This is a genomic window from Streptomyces sp. NPDC026301, assembly GCF_055567935.1.
On sequence record NZ_JBVHPN010000007.1, the window covers coordinates 121,720 to 135,682 of the forward strand.

Sequence of the window (13,963 nt, forward strand, 5' to 3'; positions counted from 1 at the left end):
CCGGGAGATGAGCTATCCGCTGTGCACGGGGGAGCAGGGAGGCGCGCTCCAATGCCGGATTCGGTGGACAAGCAGCGGCGTCCTGCGCTGCCTCAGGAGCCTCCGGATGAACTCCTCGACGAGTTGCAGTCCCGGCTGGACTCCGCCAGGGCGATGCACGACCGCATGCAGAGCCTGCTGGACGCCGTGTTGAGCGTCGGCGGTGACCTGGACGTGGAGCGGGTGCTGCGGCACATCGTCGAGGCCGCGGTGGTGCTGGCCGACGCGGAGTACGGCGCGCTGGGCGTGATCGAGAACGGCAGGCGCCTGTCACGGTTCCTGACCGTCGGCATCTCGGACGAACTCACCGCGAAGATCGGCCCGTTGCCGTCCGAGCACGGCATCCTCGGCGAGCTGATCCGGCACCCGGAACCCTTGCGTCTGACCGATCTGACCGAGCACCCCGACAGGTACGGGTTCCCCCCGAACCATCCGCCGATGCGGACGTTCCTCGGGGTGCCGATCCGGGTCCGCAACGAGGTCTTCGGCAACCTCTACCTCACCGACAAGCGGGGCGGTGCACGGTTCGACGCCGACGACGAAGCCATGCTGTCGATGCTGGCGTTCGCCGCGGGCGTGGCCATCGACAACGCCCGGCTCCACCACGAGAGCCGCAGGCGGGAGCAGTGGCTGGAAGCCCTCGGTGAGATCACCCGAGTCCTGCTCTCCGGGGCCGATACCCGTGAGGCGCTGGCTCTGATTGCCTGCCGCATCGGAGAGCTCGCCGACGCGGACTCCGTGGCCGTCTACCTTCCGGACGTGAGCACGGGTGAGTTGACGGCAGTGGTCGTGCACGGCACGGATTCCGAACACCTCACCGGCTCTGTGGTGCCGCGGCACGGGTCACTCGCCGGGCTGGCGGCCCGTACCGGGGAGCCGGTGGTCAGCGCCGACATGACCACCGATCCGAGGGCTTTCGGGTTGCGGGCGGAGGCTCAGGACACGGGCCCGGCGGTCGCCGTTCCGCTGCTGAGGGAGGAACAGGAGGCGGGATCGCTGCGCCTGAGCCGTGCGCCGGGGCGCCGGCGGTTCTCCGAGAGCGACGTCGCGCTGATCTCCGGCTTCGCGGAGCAGGCCGCGCTCGCTCTCGAACTGGACCGCAGGCGCCGCGAGTCGGAACAGATGGAGGCCTTGCGGGAGCGGGACCGCATCGCCCGGGACCTGCACGACCTGGCCATACAACGCCTGTTCGCCACGGGGATGACGCTGCAGAGCGCCGGCCGGCTGATCGAGCGGCCGGAAGCGGCGCTCCGTGTGTGCCGGGCGGTGGACGACCTGGACGAGACGATCAAGATCATCCGTTCCACCATCTTCGGCCTGCGGACGGCCTCGGACGACAGGGCCGGCGCCGGCCTCCGGCGGCGCATCCTCGACGTGGTGGCGACAGCGGGCGAGGCGCTCGGGTTCGCGCCGTCGCTGCGCATGGAGGGCCCGGTCGACACGGACGTGCCCGCGTCGGTGGCCGAGGATGTCATCGCGGTACTCAGCGAAGCGCTGAGCAACGCCACCCGGCACGCGGCCGCCCACAAGGTGGACGTGGCCCTGACCGTGGCGGACGACATCGTCCTCGGTGTCACGGACGACGGGGTGGGGCTGGAGTGCGGTCCGACGACGAGCGGTGGCCTGGACAACATGCGTGCCCGGGCCGAACTGCTCGGCGGCGGCATGCGACTGGAAACCCCGCCCGACGGCGGCACGCGCGTCATCTGGCACGTACCCCTGAGCCGGTGACACCGAACTGCCGGGCGCGCGGGCCGTTCCGTACGAGACCGTTCCGTGCGGAACCGCTCCGTACGGGGCCGCTCGGTACGGGACCGCTCCGTACGGGACCGAGGCGTGCCCGTGCCCCGTGCCGGTTCCCCGCACCGCTACCTACACCTACGTACCTGGGTGCTCCTCCCTCTCGCGTCGCAGACGCTCGGCCCATGATGCCCTCGTGGTCCCCGCTGTCCGCCGTGGAGCCCAGACGCACGTCGAGCACCGCGACATCCGGGCGCAGCGCGGGCCCGCGGGCGAGCGCCTGGCGGGCATCGGCCGCGTCACCGACCACTGTGATGTCCGGCTCGGAGTCGAGCAGATCGCGCAGCCCCCTGCGGACGACCTCGTGGTCGTCGAGCAGGAAGACCCGGATGCGGCGGTCGTCACCGGCTGTCGATGCGGTGTTCATGCGGCTCGGCTCCGTTCCTGGGTGTCGCTTCCGCTCCGCGAGGGGTCGGTCAACCCCTTCGCAAGGCGGCGGTCAACCGCCTCGCAGGGTGGAGAGGCGGCGTCGGTACTCCTCCTCGTCCATCTCCCCGCGCGCGAAGCGTTCCGCCAGCACCTGTTCGGGTGCCTGGTGGACCGGCGGCGCCTGGTTGCCCGGGCGGCTGCGGGCCAAGTGACGTACGAGGAAGGCCACCCCCACGATCAGCATCCCCCAGAAGAGGACTTGGACAATCATGACGACGTAACCCCAACCGCTCATGCCGTATCCATAGCCGTACATCACGTCACTCATCACTCCTCACCCATCTCTCGTCGCTCATGGCCTTGCTGACACGTCGTCAGCGCGCATCCGCGGACACCGTGCGAAGCGCGTCCGTCCCGGCCGTCCCGGCCGTCCCGGCCGGTCAGGAGCGGTTCGGCCCGGTGCCAGCCGAGGACCAGGCCGTCCCGGCACAGCGGGGCCGGGCCGAGCCGGCCGTGACCGCACTCGCCGGTTCCACAGCGCATGTCGTGTGCGAGCGAGACGCGGATACGGTGCGCCGGTACCCCGCGGCCGACCAGCTCGCGGGCGGTCGAGCGGATCATCGGCTCCGGCCCGCAGACGTAGGCGACGGTGTGGGCGGGCTGGAAGACGGCCCGGTCCAGCAGCCGGTCGACCACGCCCACCGAGCCGCGCCAGCCCGGCGCCGGGCGGTCCACCGTGACCGCCACGTCCGCCGCTGCTTTCCAGACCTTCGTCTGCAGCTTGTACAGCAGGTCCGCCGGGGTCCGTGCCCCGATCAGGACGCTCAGCGTGCCGAAGTACCGCGGATCGGCCAGGACTTCGAGCACGACCGTCCGCAGCGGTGCCAGCCCGGTGCCGCCGGCGACCACCAGCACGTCCCTGCCCTCCGCCGCCGCCAGATCCCAGCCGGTGCCGAAGGGGCCCCGCACGCCGACGGTGTCGCCCGTGCGCAGGGAACACAGCGCGTCGGAGACGGGGCCGACCGTCCGTACGGTGTGGATGAGCGTGTTCTCCCCGAGCGGCAGGCCCGAGACCGGCACCGGCATCGCACCGATGCCGAAGGCGTACAGCATCGCGAACTGACCCGGCACGAAGCGCGGCAGGGCCGGCCCGACGGGCGTCAGCTTGAACGTCGTGGTGTCGGCGGTCTCGGGAAACCGCCGAACCACTCGGTACGGGACCGGGGCCGACGGCGCACGGACCATCCTGGCGTGCGGAGTTTCCACACCGACGGGCATCACACACCACTCCCGTACGGCCCGTAGAGGTCCAGCAGCCGAGTACGCGCGCATTGCAGCCGTTGGCCGATCACCTCGGCGCAGACCAGTATGAAAGCGTGTCCCAGGCGAGGGTTCTCGTGGCACAGCCCGCGGACGGCTTCCGCATCGAACTCCCAGGCCCGTACGGTACTGAGTGCCGCCGCGCCCAAGTGCCAGCTGCGCGGCGGGAACAGCCAGGACCAGCCCAGCAGGTCCCCGCTCCCCAACGTCTCGATCACCGCGGGGCGACGGCCCGGGGCGCGGAGATCGAGCTGCACGGTACCGCTGCGAATGATCCAGAAGCGGTCGGCCTTCCAGCCCTCCTCGAAAATGCGGGCGCCTGCGTGGAAGGACACGTCGCGGCCCAGCGACATCAACTTGCGGCGGTGCTCAGCGGGGAGCACCCCGAGCCGCCCCGTCACGCTTGTCATCGGTCCCCGCCGCCTTCCTGTCCGTCGTATCGCACGGGGGATGGCGTCCAGCTGGACATGGTGCCGGTCATCGTCCACCACGGCCTCCGCCCCACTGCCCGGTCACTCCCAGAGTCCTCCGCGCTACCCCTCTTCAGCCACGGGCCGAAGAGCCCTCCCCGGGGCCGATCAGCCCGATTCGGCGGTCGTGGGTTCGCACGCGGGTGCACCCATGCCAGGAAATCGCCAGTACCGCTCGACCTCGGCCCCCACCCACGGCCAACCATGGGCTCCAGCATGGCCGTGGGTGGGCCGTGGCGGTCCACCCACGCTCAATGGGGCTTCAGCCGATACTCAATCAGGCTGCGGGCGGTCGAGGGCGTATGTGATGCCGGTGTCGAGGTCGGTTCCGTGGCCGGTGTGGAACGCGGTCTTGTAGGCGTGGTCGCCCAGCGCGTCGTGGACCTGCTGCTCGCAGGAGCGGCGGGCGGCGACAAAGGGCGGGATGCCCGCCTGGGGCCGGCCGATGGTGTCCCAGATGTGCTGGGCCAGCCCGAGCAGCCAGGCGGCGTGCTCTCTCTGCCCAGTGGCGCCGCTGGCCACCGCGAGCACGTCGACGGCCAGGGCGCACCCCAGGCTGTCGTGCAGCCGCTGCTTGACCTCCAGGGCCGCCTGCGCGTGCCACAGCGCGGTCTCGGGCCGACCGCAGGCCAGTTCGGCATGGGCGCGCATGACGTCGCCGTAGGAACGCTGCCATTGTTCGCCGTACCGCCCGCACTCGGTGCGCATGGCCTCGAGCATGGCGATGGCTTCGTCGGGACGGCCGTCGGCGGTGAGCGCGATGCCGGCCAGTATCCGGGCCAGGAGCCTCGGGAGGGTGAGCGGCTCGTCGAGCTCGCCGTCCGCTCGTGATGTGGCGGCGAGCAGATGTTCCGACAGGGAGTACACCCGCCCCCGGTCGCCGAGCATCGTGGCCGCACACAGCAAGCAGCCCTGGGCGTTGGCGGCCGCGTCGGTGTCGCCGAGCCGTTCGGCCTCGGCGAGGCACTGGTCGGCCCAGGCCGTGCCGGCCGCGGTGTCGCCCTGGCACAACAGGACCATGCTGCAGACCCACAGGGCCTTGTTACGGGCCGGGCTCGGGTCGCTGCCGAGGGCGAGCGCCCGTTCCAGGTAGTGCTGTCCTTCCTTGAGGTGTCCGCAGGGGTACCAGAAGAACCACAGTGCCCCGGCCAGTTCCAGCGCGGTGGGCCCGTCCTGCCGGGCCAGGGTGTACTCCAGCGCAGTACGGAAGTTGGCGTGCTCGCTGGTCGCCCGGTCGTACCAGGCGTATTGGTCGGGGCCGATCCAGGCGGCGTCGCCGCGGAGGGCCAGTGCGAGGTAGAAGTACCGGTGGCGGTGGCGCAGCCGGTCCTCCTCGCCAAGGCGGCGCAGCCAGGTCGCGCCGTACTCGCGGATGGTGTCGAGCATGCGGTAGCGCTCTCCGCCCGCGGTCGGCACCCGGATCAGGATCGACTTCTCCGCCAAAGCGCTCAGCAGGCCGGGGATTTCCTCGTACGGAAGGTGCGCGCCGGCGCAGACCCGGCTTGCTGCCCCGGCCTCGAAGGTGCCGGCGAAGACGGACAGCCGGGCCCACAACAGCCGCTCGGCCGGGGTGCACAGTTCGTGGCTCCAGCCGATGGCGGTGAGCAGGGCCCGGTGCCATGGGGGTCGCTCCCCGCTCACGAGGGTCGCCCCGCTTGAGCGAAGCCGGGGGTGGGGGAGAAGCCCAGAGCTTGGGGGAGGCGCGGCGTCGGTGGTGACGTCGTCGGTGTTGCCGAGGATGGCGAACCGATCGTCGAGCTTCTCGGCCAACTCCCGTACGGACAGCTCGCGCAGCCGGGCCGCGGCCAGTTCCAGGGCCAGCGGCAGGCCCTCCAGCCGCCGGCACAGCCCCAGCACATCGGCCCGGTTGATGTCGGTGATCTCGAAGCCCGGTACGGCCTGGGCGGCCCGCTCGGCCAGCAGCACCACTGCGTCTGCCCCGGCCGCCGCACCGTCGTCCGTCCCCGGCACCGGTAGCGGGTCGATCATCACCAGCCGTTCGTCCGCCATGCCCAGCGGACGGCGGCTGGTGACGAGTATCCGCAGCCCGGGGGCAGCCGTCAGCAGGGTCCGGGCGGCTACTGCGCAGGCGTCGACGAGGTGCTCGCAGGTGTCCAGTACGAGCAGCAGCTCCCGGTCGGCCAGGTACTCGCCCACCACATCGATCATCGGGCGGGTGATCTCGTTGGGTACCGACAGCGCCTGGCCGATCGCATACGGCAGCAGCGCACCTTCTCGAAGGGGCGACAGCTCGACCCACCAGGCCCCGTCGCGGAAGGACGGCCGCAGCCCGGCCGCAGCCGCCTGCGCCAGCCGGGTCTTCCCGACCCCGCCGACCCCGGTGAGGGTCACCAGCCGTGACCGTGCCTCCCCCTCGTACAGCCGCTGGATCTCCGCCAGTTCCGTACGGCGCCCGACCAGACCGGTCTTCGGTACGGGAAGGCTTCCGGCGAGGTGTGCGGGCTGATTCTCGGGCAGGTCGCCGGATACGTTCCCCGCCTGCCATGCGTCACCGGTCACGATGGTCCGTCCTTCGCCCGTGCGTCCTTCGCCCTTTCGGTGCCCCTGTAGGCGCACCGCAGGGACAGCCTGCGGCAGCCTTTCGACTCCTGCTGCTCTGCATGACCATTGACGGGAAAATGACCGTTAGTGACGCTTACGGATCGTGGCGGATCGAAGGGTGGACGGGGTGGATATCGAAGGGTGGCGGGGTGGATAACCGGGGTGGATAACGTGGACGAGCGGGGGTGGCTGAGGGCGTGTGTCTGCAAGTGGAGGAAACGACGGGCGTCCGGATGAACCGGATGAAGGAGCCGTGTCGTACGTCGTTCGCACCACGCGCTCCGTACTGGCATGCGTGAATTCGCGGCCCACTGGGATAGTTGTCTCCACGGCGCGGCGTTCTCGGGCGACAGGCCGAGTCGGCCGGCTGCATGGGGGCGAGATGAAGATACCCCTGGCGGACGCGGTGGCAGCACTGCGCGACGAGCTTCTGGAGGCCGTCGGGCGCGGGGCAGGCCAGGACCTGGCCTTCAAGGTCGGACCGGTGGAGCTGGAGTTCACCGTCGAGCTGCGTGAGGACGTGAAGGCCAAGGGCGGATTCACGGCGTGGGTGGTATCCGCCGGGGCGGAGGCAGGGGTTGCGCGCGGAGATGCCCAGCGGGTGATGGTCACTCTCACTCCCCAGGGCCCCGGTGGCGGTGACCTGCTGGTTCACGGGGATTCCGAGCGTCGCGGCAAGGGGCCTGGGCCCACCTCCGCGTACGAGCGCGGCTCATCCGGTGGCGCGAACGAGTGCGGGCCGCTCCGTCATCCGGGAGCCGCCGGGGTCCTCATCTTCGACGAGACCGGGGATCTGGAGAAAGGCCAGGCCACGGCAGGAGTCGGAAGACAGTGCACCGCGCACGCCTCGAACTCATGAAATGACTGTGCGTATCAGGCTGCGAGTCCGATGGCCGTGTCAGATTCGTTACGCGCGCCACGCCTGCGACAGCGCGTCCACGGTCACGCCCACGATAGCCAGGAGCTGCGCCGGGCTCGCCCCGGCCCTGCTCATGACGGCGAGCGACTGGTTCACAGCCGCCGCGTGTACGGCGAAGGCTTCGGCGTCCCGGTCGGTCAGTCGGCCGGCCTTCAGCGCGGTGCGCAGGCGCCGGCGCTGGAAGCCGAGCGCCTGCCCAATGTGCGCTGCGACGCTTGGACTCAGTACTGGGATCGCCATGGCTGACTGGGCAATCAGACATCCATCAGGTAGTTCGGGATCGGCGATGCGCTCGAGCGTGACGTCGAAGAACGCACGAACAGCGGCAACGGGTTCCGGGGCTGCACACGACAGGGCGGCGTCGTACTTCTCGCCATAGCGCGCGGCGTAGAGATCCAGGCAGCGCAGGAAGAGCGTGTCCTTGTCGCCGAGGGAGGAGTAGATGGAACTGCGGTTCAGGCCGGTTGCCCGGGACAAATCGTCCAATGAGGTGTCGGCGTAACCGTCGCGCCAGAACTGGATCATCGCGGCGTCGAGCGCCGTGTCCATGTCGAACTGCTTCTTGCCTGCCACGCGGCACTTCCTTGCCGATGCGTCGATGGTTCGGACCGTGTTGCGCACCATTCTATCTTGTACTGACCAGTTCAAGATGTGTAGCCTTCGAGCGTGGTCATGGCCAGGCGTACCGCGCACTTCGCGACCGCGCGAGAAACACATCACGCGACCGGGCGAGAAACACACCACGCGACCGCGTGAGAAACACGCCACGTGGTCCCAGCCACCGCCGTCAGCTACACCGTCCCAACCGCACACCGCACACCGCACACCGCACACCGCACACCTGACACCGCACACCTGACACCGATGGAGGGTCCCCGTGACCGGCCCAGCAACCAGCGCTCCGCATGTCTCCGAAAACAACCCCATCCCCGACCTGCCCCTGCAGCAGCTGGCCGGATTCACGCACCGCTGGGTCGACGCGGACGGCGTCCGCCTTCATGTCGTCGAAGGCGGACGGCCGAGCGGCCCGGCCGTCGTCCTGCTCGCCGGATTCCCGCAAACCTGGTGGGCTTGGCGAAAGGTGATGCCCGGCCTCACCCACCGGTTCCGCGTCATCGCGATCGACCTGCCGGGGCAGGGCCACTCCGAGCGTCCGGAGCGCGGCTACGACACGCACGCGGTCGCCGCGCACGTCCACACCGCCGTGCAGGCTCTCGGAGTGTCGACCTACTCCCTGGTCGCCCACGACATCGGCGCCTGGGTCGCCTTCTCTCTCGCCCTCAACTTCGAGAGCCACCTGCGCGGGGTCGCTCTGCTCGACGCCGGAATTCCCGGTATCACTCTCCCGGAGGCGATTCCCACCGACCCGGATCGAGCGTGGAAGACCTGGCATTTCGCGTTCCATATCGTGCCCGACCTGCCCGAGACGCTGCTTGCCGGCCGCGAACGCGATTACGTCGGCTGGTTCCTGAAGATGAAGGCCCTGTCTCCCGACACGTTCGACGACGCCGAGATCGACCACTACGCGGCGGCCGTCGCCGTCGACGGCGGCCTGCGCGCTTCCCTCGCGTACTACCGAGACGCCGCGGAGTCAGCGCGCAAGAACCGCGAGGCGCTCAAGCGGCGGCACCTGACTGTGCCGATCCTCGGAATCTCCAGCAGCCACGGCTCCGTTCCGGACATGGCCGCCTCCATCAGCCCATGGGCCGGCAACACCACCGGAATCGTCGTGCCCGACGCTGGACACTTCATCCCCGACGAGCAGCCCGAAGCCATCACTGCCGCGATAGCAGACTTTATCGCCGACCCGGAGCCGAAGCGGGTTCGGTAGGGCCGGCCAGGTGCCGTAGACCGCCACGCGCGTTCTCGGGCGAGGATCTCCGCGCTGCCGTCCGGCGCCACCAAGGTCAGACGCTCGCTGCCGGGCTGCCACGGCAGCTCCACGAACCCGGGGATCTTCGCCCTGCGGGGCAGCCTCCGCTGCCGCTCGTGCCGCTCGTCCGTGGCGGGAACGCCGAGACGAGCGGTGCCGAGCCTTGGCAACGTCTCGGCGGCGCGCACCCGCCGCCCTCGCCGCATGCCGCGCCTGCTGCCACGTATGCGGTCGCCCGAAGGTCACGACGGCCTCGACGACCAGCCCGCCGTACAGGCGCAGCCCCGAACCTGGCCTTCCGCGACCGAAGTTCGCTCCTCCCCGACGAAGCGTGGCCGGATTTTGCCGTGTCGTCTCCACGACTGGGCACGGGCCGGGCGGTCGGCTCTTGCCGTGTCCTGACCGACAGGAAAGCCGGTAGCTGATTCGTGATTCGCGGGCTGCCACATCAGGCCGCAGACGGCAAAGGTGAGTGCCCGATGGGGCAACTCTGCCGTGCGTGAAACACATTCTCGGTCAGGTAGTCCGAATGTCATCGGTCATCCGGATAAACCCCATGCGGAGCAAGGTCACTGCATCGAGGTAACTCCAACGGTCTCACGGGCGAGCCGGCTGTGCCGATCGTTATTGTTTCCTGGTGTCCGGACAGACGGATTCTCGGATATTCGTTCTCGATTACCAGATATTCGCAGCTCTTCCCCAGCTCTTCCCCAGCTCTTCCCCAGCTCTTCTCCAGCTCTTCTCCTCTTTCGCCGCTTGACGCCAGGCACACCGATCACCGACCTCACGAAGGAGAGCCAGCCCGATGGCCGTTGACTGCCTTCACCTCCAGCGGCAGAACCGTTACGGCGTGGCCGGCGCAGCGATGCCGGTGCAGATCGCGCGCAGACGCGACTAGGGCGTGTCCGAAAGGCCCCGTCCGGCGGCCCAGCACCGCCCGATCCCTTCCCGAGCCGGGCAGCAGGCCCGGACTCCGGGTCAGCACACCCACCTCACCAAGGAGTTACGGATGCCCGATCCCGGGAGTCCTCCCCTGCCGTCGAGCCTGCCCGGACCGAACCCCGCGCTGGAACGGATCCTGCGTGGGCCCAGTGGTCTGGGCACGGCCAGCCTGCACTTGGCCCGGCGCGAGGAGCTGCCGGAGCCTCCGGCACCCGAGACACCGGCGCCCGAGACACTGGCGCTCGAGACACCGGCACCTGAGACACCGGCGCCCGAGACACCGGAGCCCGAGCCGGCGGCGGAGGGCAACCCGATTCCGGGCCTCTACTACCACCCGATCCCGGAGCCCGACCCGGCGCGGGTGGCGGAGGTCAGCCGCCGGATCAAGGCATGGGCGGTGGACGAGGCCCAGGTCTATCCCCCGGAGTGGGAGGACCAGTTCGACGGCTTCTCCGTCGGCCGGTACATGGTCGCCTGCCATCCGGACGCGCCCACCGTCGACCACCTGATGATCGCCACGCGGCTGATGGTCGCCGAGAACGCGGTCGACGACTGCTACTGCGAGGACCACGGCGGCTCGCCCATCGGTCTCGGCAGCCGCCTCCTGCTGGCGCACACGGCTCTCGACCCGCTGCACACGACCGAGGAGTACGAGCCGGCATGGCTGGAGTCGCTCCAGTCGGACGCCCCTCGGCGTGCCTACCGCTCCGCCATGGCGTACTTCCTCGAGACGGCCACCCCCTCCCAGGCCGACCGGTACCGGCACGACATGGGCCGGCTGCACCTGGGGTACCTCGCGGAGGCCGCTTGGGCCCAGACGGACCACGTGCCCGAGGTGTGGGAGTACCTGGCGATGCGTCAGTTCAACAACTTCCGCCCCTGCCCGACCATCACCGACACCATCGGCGGCTACGAACTGCCGGCGGACCTGCACGCACAGCCCGCCATGCAGCGCGTCATCGCGCTCGCCGGCAACGCCACCACCATCGTCAACGACCTGTACTCGTACACCAAGGAACTCAAGAGCCCTGGCAAACACCTGAACCTGCCCGTGGTGATCGCCGAACGCGAGGGCCTCTCCGAAAAGGATGCCTACCTGAAGGCGGTCGAGGTCCACAACGACCTCATGCACCGCTTCGAAGCCGAGGCCGCCGCCTTGGCCACCGACTGCCCCGTCCCGACCGTGCTGCGCTTCCTGCGCGGGGTGGCCGTATGGGTCGACGGCAACCACTACTGGCACCAGACCAACACCTACCGCTACAGCCTGCCCGACTTCTGGTAAGAGGAAATGGAATTATCTGTGGCCAGCACCGAGTTCAGCACCATGAACGGCACCTCCGCCTTCGTCCCCGCCCCGGCATCGCCCTACCAGGGTGAGATCGCCCGTTACTGGGATCAGGAGGCCAGGCCCGTCAACCTGCGTCTCGGCGACGTCGACGGGCTCTACCACCACCACTACGGCATCGGCGACGTCGACCACGTCGCCCTCGGGGATGCCGACGCCGGCGACTACGAGAAGAAGCTGATCGCCGAGCTCCACCGCCTGGAGTCGGCGCAGGCCGAATACCTCCTGGACCATCTCGGCTCCATCGGGCGTGACGACACGCTCGTGGACGCCGGCTGCGGCCGGGGCGGTTCGATGGTCATGGCCCACCAGCGGTTCGGATGCCGGGTCGAGGGCGTCACCCTGTCGGCCAAGCAGGCCGACTTCGCCAACCAGCGCGCCCACGAACTCGGCATCGAGGACCACGTCCGGGCCCGTGTGTGCAACATGCTCGACACACCGTTCAGGACGGGGCAGGCCGCGGCCTCGTGGAACAACGAGTCGACCATGTACGTCGACCTGCACGACCTCTTCGCCGAACACTCCCGCATCCTCGGGGTCGGCGGCCGCTACGTGACCATCACGGGCTGCTGGAACCCACGTCACGGCCAGCCCTCGAAGTGGGTCTCCCAGATCAACGCACACTTCGAGTGCAACATCCACTCCCGCCGGGAGTACCTGCGCGCCATGGCCGACAACCGTCTCGTACCGCAGGCCGTCATCGACCTGACTGCCGCGACCCTGCCCTACTGGGCGTTGCGAGCCACGTCTTCCCTGGTCACCGGCATCGAGGAGGCGTTCATCAACTCCTACAAGGACGGCTCCTTCCAGTACGTCCTCATCGCAGCCGACCGCGTCTGACCGCTCGCCGACAACTGAAAGGGCCGGCCCCCTCACCCGACGCTCCGGCCCTTTCCCCACATCACCAGGACGACTTCCCCGGTTCGCTCAACTCCCCGCACTCCTGGCGTAGGCCCGCACATCGGCATCCGTGTCCACCGTCGCGGAACGCAGCGCCTCACGCGCCGCGGACGAGCCTTCGGCATGACCCAGCAGCGCGAGGACGGCCGCCTTGCAGACATCGGCGTGCGGCGGCGAGGGGAGCCGGGTGTTCGCGGACACGGTCGAGTGACATGCCAGGGACGCTAGCCCGGCTTCCGTACAGCGGTATTGCCGCAACATTGCGCCACTCCGCCGCCTCGTCCCTGGCCACTGACCAGCGGTTCTGAGGCTGGAGGCAGCGGATCCGCCGCCGGCGCGGCCGGGTGCGCCGACCGTCGGACGCTGTCCCGGACAGGCGGCTGACCAGCATGGACACGAGGCAGGGTGTCCGGGACACTCGTTCTCCGTTCCCACCGCGCTCGCCTTGCCCAACGATCGTTCCGACAGCCACCTCGGACCGATGGAGGGAACAACATGCGTACTCGTCTCGCGCTTACCGGAGCCGCTCTGGGGGCCACCCTGCTGACCGGTGCTTCGGTCGCCACCGCGCAGGCCGCTCCGGTGTCTTCCGATACCAGCACGACGACGGCCGTGGCGTCGGGCGCCTACTCGTGGATCTACGTCGGCACCTACCGTACGCACGCCGAGTGCTACGCCGACGGGAGGAACTCCGCGTACTCCCAGTGGGACTGCAAGCCGGTCAACGGGAAGTACCAGCTCTGGGTGAACGACGCATCGTAACCACCCGCTGACGGCCTGACCACCTCGGGGCACTCAGGCGGCTCAGCATCTCGGTCTCACGCTCGCTCTGGTCGGCGCTGGAGCCGGTTTCGGCAAAGGTGTCCAGGGAGTACAGGCCACCGGCCTGGTGGGCACACGCGGCACGTTCACCGTCTCCTACCGCACCGACACCCATCCCAGCGGGAAGAATTTCGATGACGAGTGCGGGGGCGATTTTGTCCCTCGGGACGGCACTGCCGACGACGGGTGGAGCGGGACGCTCGAGAACGCGGACGACTACTCGGCCGGCGAGATGACTGGTCGGGTCCGGCACGCTCACGTGCCGGACCCGGCTGTGTCAGCGATTCAGCGCTGCCCAGAACTCCTCGAAGGACATCTGGCGATCGCCGTTGGTGTCGAGCGAGTCGATCAGCCCCTGGGCCTCCGACTCGGTGACCTCCGAACCCAACTCCGACACGACCTTGCCGTATTCCTCCGCGGTGACCAGGCCGTCCCCGTCGAGGTCGTAGCGGTCGAAGACCTTCCGCGCCGCTGCCTCCACGATGTCTGCCATGTGTTCCACCCTTCTGTGATCTTCGCTGACGCGCCCAGGCTATCCGTCCGTCCGGAACCCGGCGGGGGCCGCCCCACCTGCCCGAATCGGGCGGAGGAGAGGGGCAGGA

The 13,963-nt window shown here is 69.4% G+C and carries 12 protein-coding genes and 2 pseudogenes; 6 read left to right on the forward strand and 8 right to left on the reverse strand.

Translation table 11 applies throughout. The annotated features are described in order from the left end of the window. Positions 1 to 51: 51 nt before the first annotated feature. Positions 52 to 1,770, forward strand: coding sequence for a sensor histidine kinase (locus tag ACZ4MH_RS13990; RefSeq protein ID WP_351585893.1), 1,719 nt, complete (start codon positions 52 to 54; stop codon positions 1,768 to 1,770). Positions 1,771 to 1,966: 196 nt separating this feature from the next. Here ACZ4MH_RS13990 and ACZ4MH_RS13995 read toward each other — a convergent pair. The 5 genes and pseudogenes from ACZ4MH_RS13995 to ACZ4MH_RS14015 form a co-directional block, all read right to left on the reverse strand. Then, a pseudogene (locus tag ACZ4MH_RS13995) lies at positions 1,967 to 2,206 on the reverse strand (response regulator transcription factor); the annotation flags it as partial. 72 nt (positions 2,207 to 2,278) lie between these two features. Further along, the gene (locus tag ACZ4MH_RS14000; RefSeq protein WP_351585895.1) at positions 2,279 to 2,536 is read right to left on the reverse strand and encodes an SHOCT domain-containing protein; all 258 of its coding nucleotides are present in this window, start codon (positions 2,534 to 2,536) and stop codon (positions 2,279 to 2,281) included. Continuing rightward, positions 2,536 to 3,453, reverse strand: coding sequence for an FAD/NAD(P)-binding protein (locus ACZ4MH_RS14005; protein WP_351586192.1), 918 nt, complete (start codon positions 3,451 to 3,453; stop codon positions 2,536 to 2,538). Before ACZ4MH_RS14005 ends, ACZ4MH_RS14000 begins: the two co-directional genes overlap by 1 nt. Before the next feature lie 32 nt (positions 3,454 to 3,485). Further along, a complete protein-coding gene (locus ACZ4MH_RS14010) occupies positions 3,486 to 3,938 on the reverse strand; it encodes a cyclic nucleotide-binding domain-containing protein (protein WP_351585897.1) in 453 nt (150 codons plus the stop codon). 333 nt (positions 3,939 to 4,271) lie between these two features. Next, the gene (locus tag ACZ4MH_RS14015; RefSeq protein ID WP_351585899.1) at positions 4,272 to 6,518 is read right to left on the reverse strand and encodes an ATP-binding protein; all 2,247 of its coding nucleotides are present in this window, start codon (positions 6,516 to 6,518) and stop codon (positions 4,272 to 4,274) included. A gap of 424 nt (positions 6,519 to 6,942) precedes the next feature. Between ACZ4MH_RS14015 and ACZ4MH_RS14020 the strand changes: the two genes are divergently transcribed. Then, the gene (locus tag ACZ4MH_RS14020) at positions 6,943 to 7,419 is read left to right on the forward strand and encodes a trypco2 family protein (RefSeq protein ID WP_351585901.1); all 477 of its coding nucleotides are present in this window, start codon (positions 6,943 to 6,945) and stop codon (positions 7,417 to 7,419) included. A 48-nt stretch (positions 7,420 to 7,467) separates the two neighbouring features. On the opposite strand, the gene ACZ4MH_RS14025 is transcribed toward ACZ4MH_RS14020, so the two are convergent. Beyond that, the gene (locus ACZ4MH_RS14025; protein WP_351585903.1) at positions 7,468 to 8,052 is read right to left on the reverse strand and encodes a TetR/AcrR family transcriptional regulator; all 585 of its coding nucleotides are present in this window, start codon (positions 8,050 to 8,052) and stop codon (positions 7,468 to 7,470) included. Between the two features lie 304 nt (positions 8,053 to 8,356). Here ACZ4MH_RS14025 and ACZ4MH_RS14030 point away from each other — a divergent pair, with 304 nt between their 5' ends. From ACZ4MH_RS14030 to ACZ4MH_RS14040, 3 genes and pseudogenes are all read left to right on the forward strand, one after another. Continuing rightward, positions 8,357 to 9,310, forward strand: coding sequence for an alpha/beta fold hydrolase (locus tag ACZ4MH_RS14030; RefSeq protein ID WP_351585905.1), 954 nt, complete (start codon positions 8,357 to 8,359; stop codon positions 9,308 to 9,310). A gap of 854 nt (positions 9,311 to 10,164) precedes the next feature. Then, a pseudogene (locus ACZ4MH_RS14035) lies at positions 10,165 to 11,576 on the forward strand (family 2 encapsulin nanocompartment cargo protein terpene cyclase). A gap of 6 nt (positions 11,577 to 11,582) precedes the next feature. Next, entirely contained in the window at positions 11,583 to 12,479 is an 897-nt protein-coding gene (locus tag ACZ4MH_RS14040; RefSeq protein WP_351585910.1) for a geranyl diphosphate 2-C-methyltransferase, read from the forward strand. Between the two features lie 87 nt (positions 12,480 to 12,566). Here the strand turns inward: ACZ4MH_RS14040 and ACZ4MH_RS14045 are convergent, their stop codons facing one another. Then, positions 12,567 to 12,740, reverse strand: a complete 174-nt coding sequence (locus tag ACZ4MH_RS14045) for a hypothetical protein (protein ID WP_351585912.1) — start codon at positions 12,738 to 12,740, stop codon at positions 12,567 to 12,569. Positions 12,741 to 13,034: 294 nt separating this feature from the next. On the opposite strand from ACZ4MH_RS14045, the gene ACZ4MH_RS14050 reads away from it, so the two are divergent. After that, positions 13,035 to 13,301: a hypothetical protein gene (locus ACZ4MH_RS14050; protein WP_351585914.1), complete on the forward strand. Its 267-nt coding sequence runs from the start codon at positions 13,035 to 13,037 to the stop codon at positions 13,299 to 13,301. A gap of 337 nt (positions 13,302 to 13,638) precedes the next feature. On the opposite strand, the gene ACZ4MH_RS14055 is transcribed toward ACZ4MH_RS14050, so the two are convergent. Beyond that, positions 13,639 to 13,854, reverse strand: coding sequence for an EF-hand domain-containing protein (locus ACZ4MH_RS14055; RefSeq protein ID WP_351585916.1), 216 nt, complete (start codon positions 13,852 to 13,854; stop codon positions 13,639 to 13,641). Between the last annotated feature and the right edge of the window lie 109 nt (positions 13,855 to 13,963).

Bases quoted from the DNA above. Each gene is read 5' to 3' on its own strand.
- ACZ4MH_RS14040 (WP_351585910.1), top strand. From the start codon at position 11,583: ATGGAATTATCTGTGGCCAGCACCGAGTTCAGCACCATGAACGGCACC.
- ACZ4MH_RS14050 (WP_351585914.1), top strand. From the start codon at position 13,035: ATGCGTACTCGTCTCGCGCTTACCGGAGCCGCTCTGGGGGCCACCCTG.
- ACZ4MH_RS14000 (WP_351585895.1), bottom strand. From the start codon at position 2,536: ATGAGTGACGTGATGTACGGCTATGGATACGGCATGAGCGGTTGGGGT.
- ACZ4MH_RS13990 (WP_351585893.1), top strand. From the start codon at position 52: ATGCCGGATTCGGTGGACAAGCAGCGGCGTCCTGCGCTGCCTCAGGAG.
- ACZ4MH_RS14020 (WP_351585901.1), top strand. From the start codon at position 6,943: ATGAAGATACCCCTGGCGGACGCGGTGGCAGCACTGCGCGACGAGCTT.
- ACZ4MH_RS14005 (WP_351586192.1), bottom strand. From the start codon at position 3,453: ATGGTCCGTGCGCCGTCGGCCCCGGTCCCGTACCGAGTGGTTCGGCGG.
- ACZ4MH_RS14055 (WP_351585916.1), bottom strand. From the start codon at position 13,854: ATGGCAGACATCGTGGAGGCAGCGGCGCGGAAGGTCTTCGACCGCTAC.
- ACZ4MH_RS14010 (WP_351585897.1), bottom strand. From the start codon at position 3,938: ATGACAAGCGTGACGGGGCGGCTCGGGGTGCTCCCCGCTGAGCACCGC.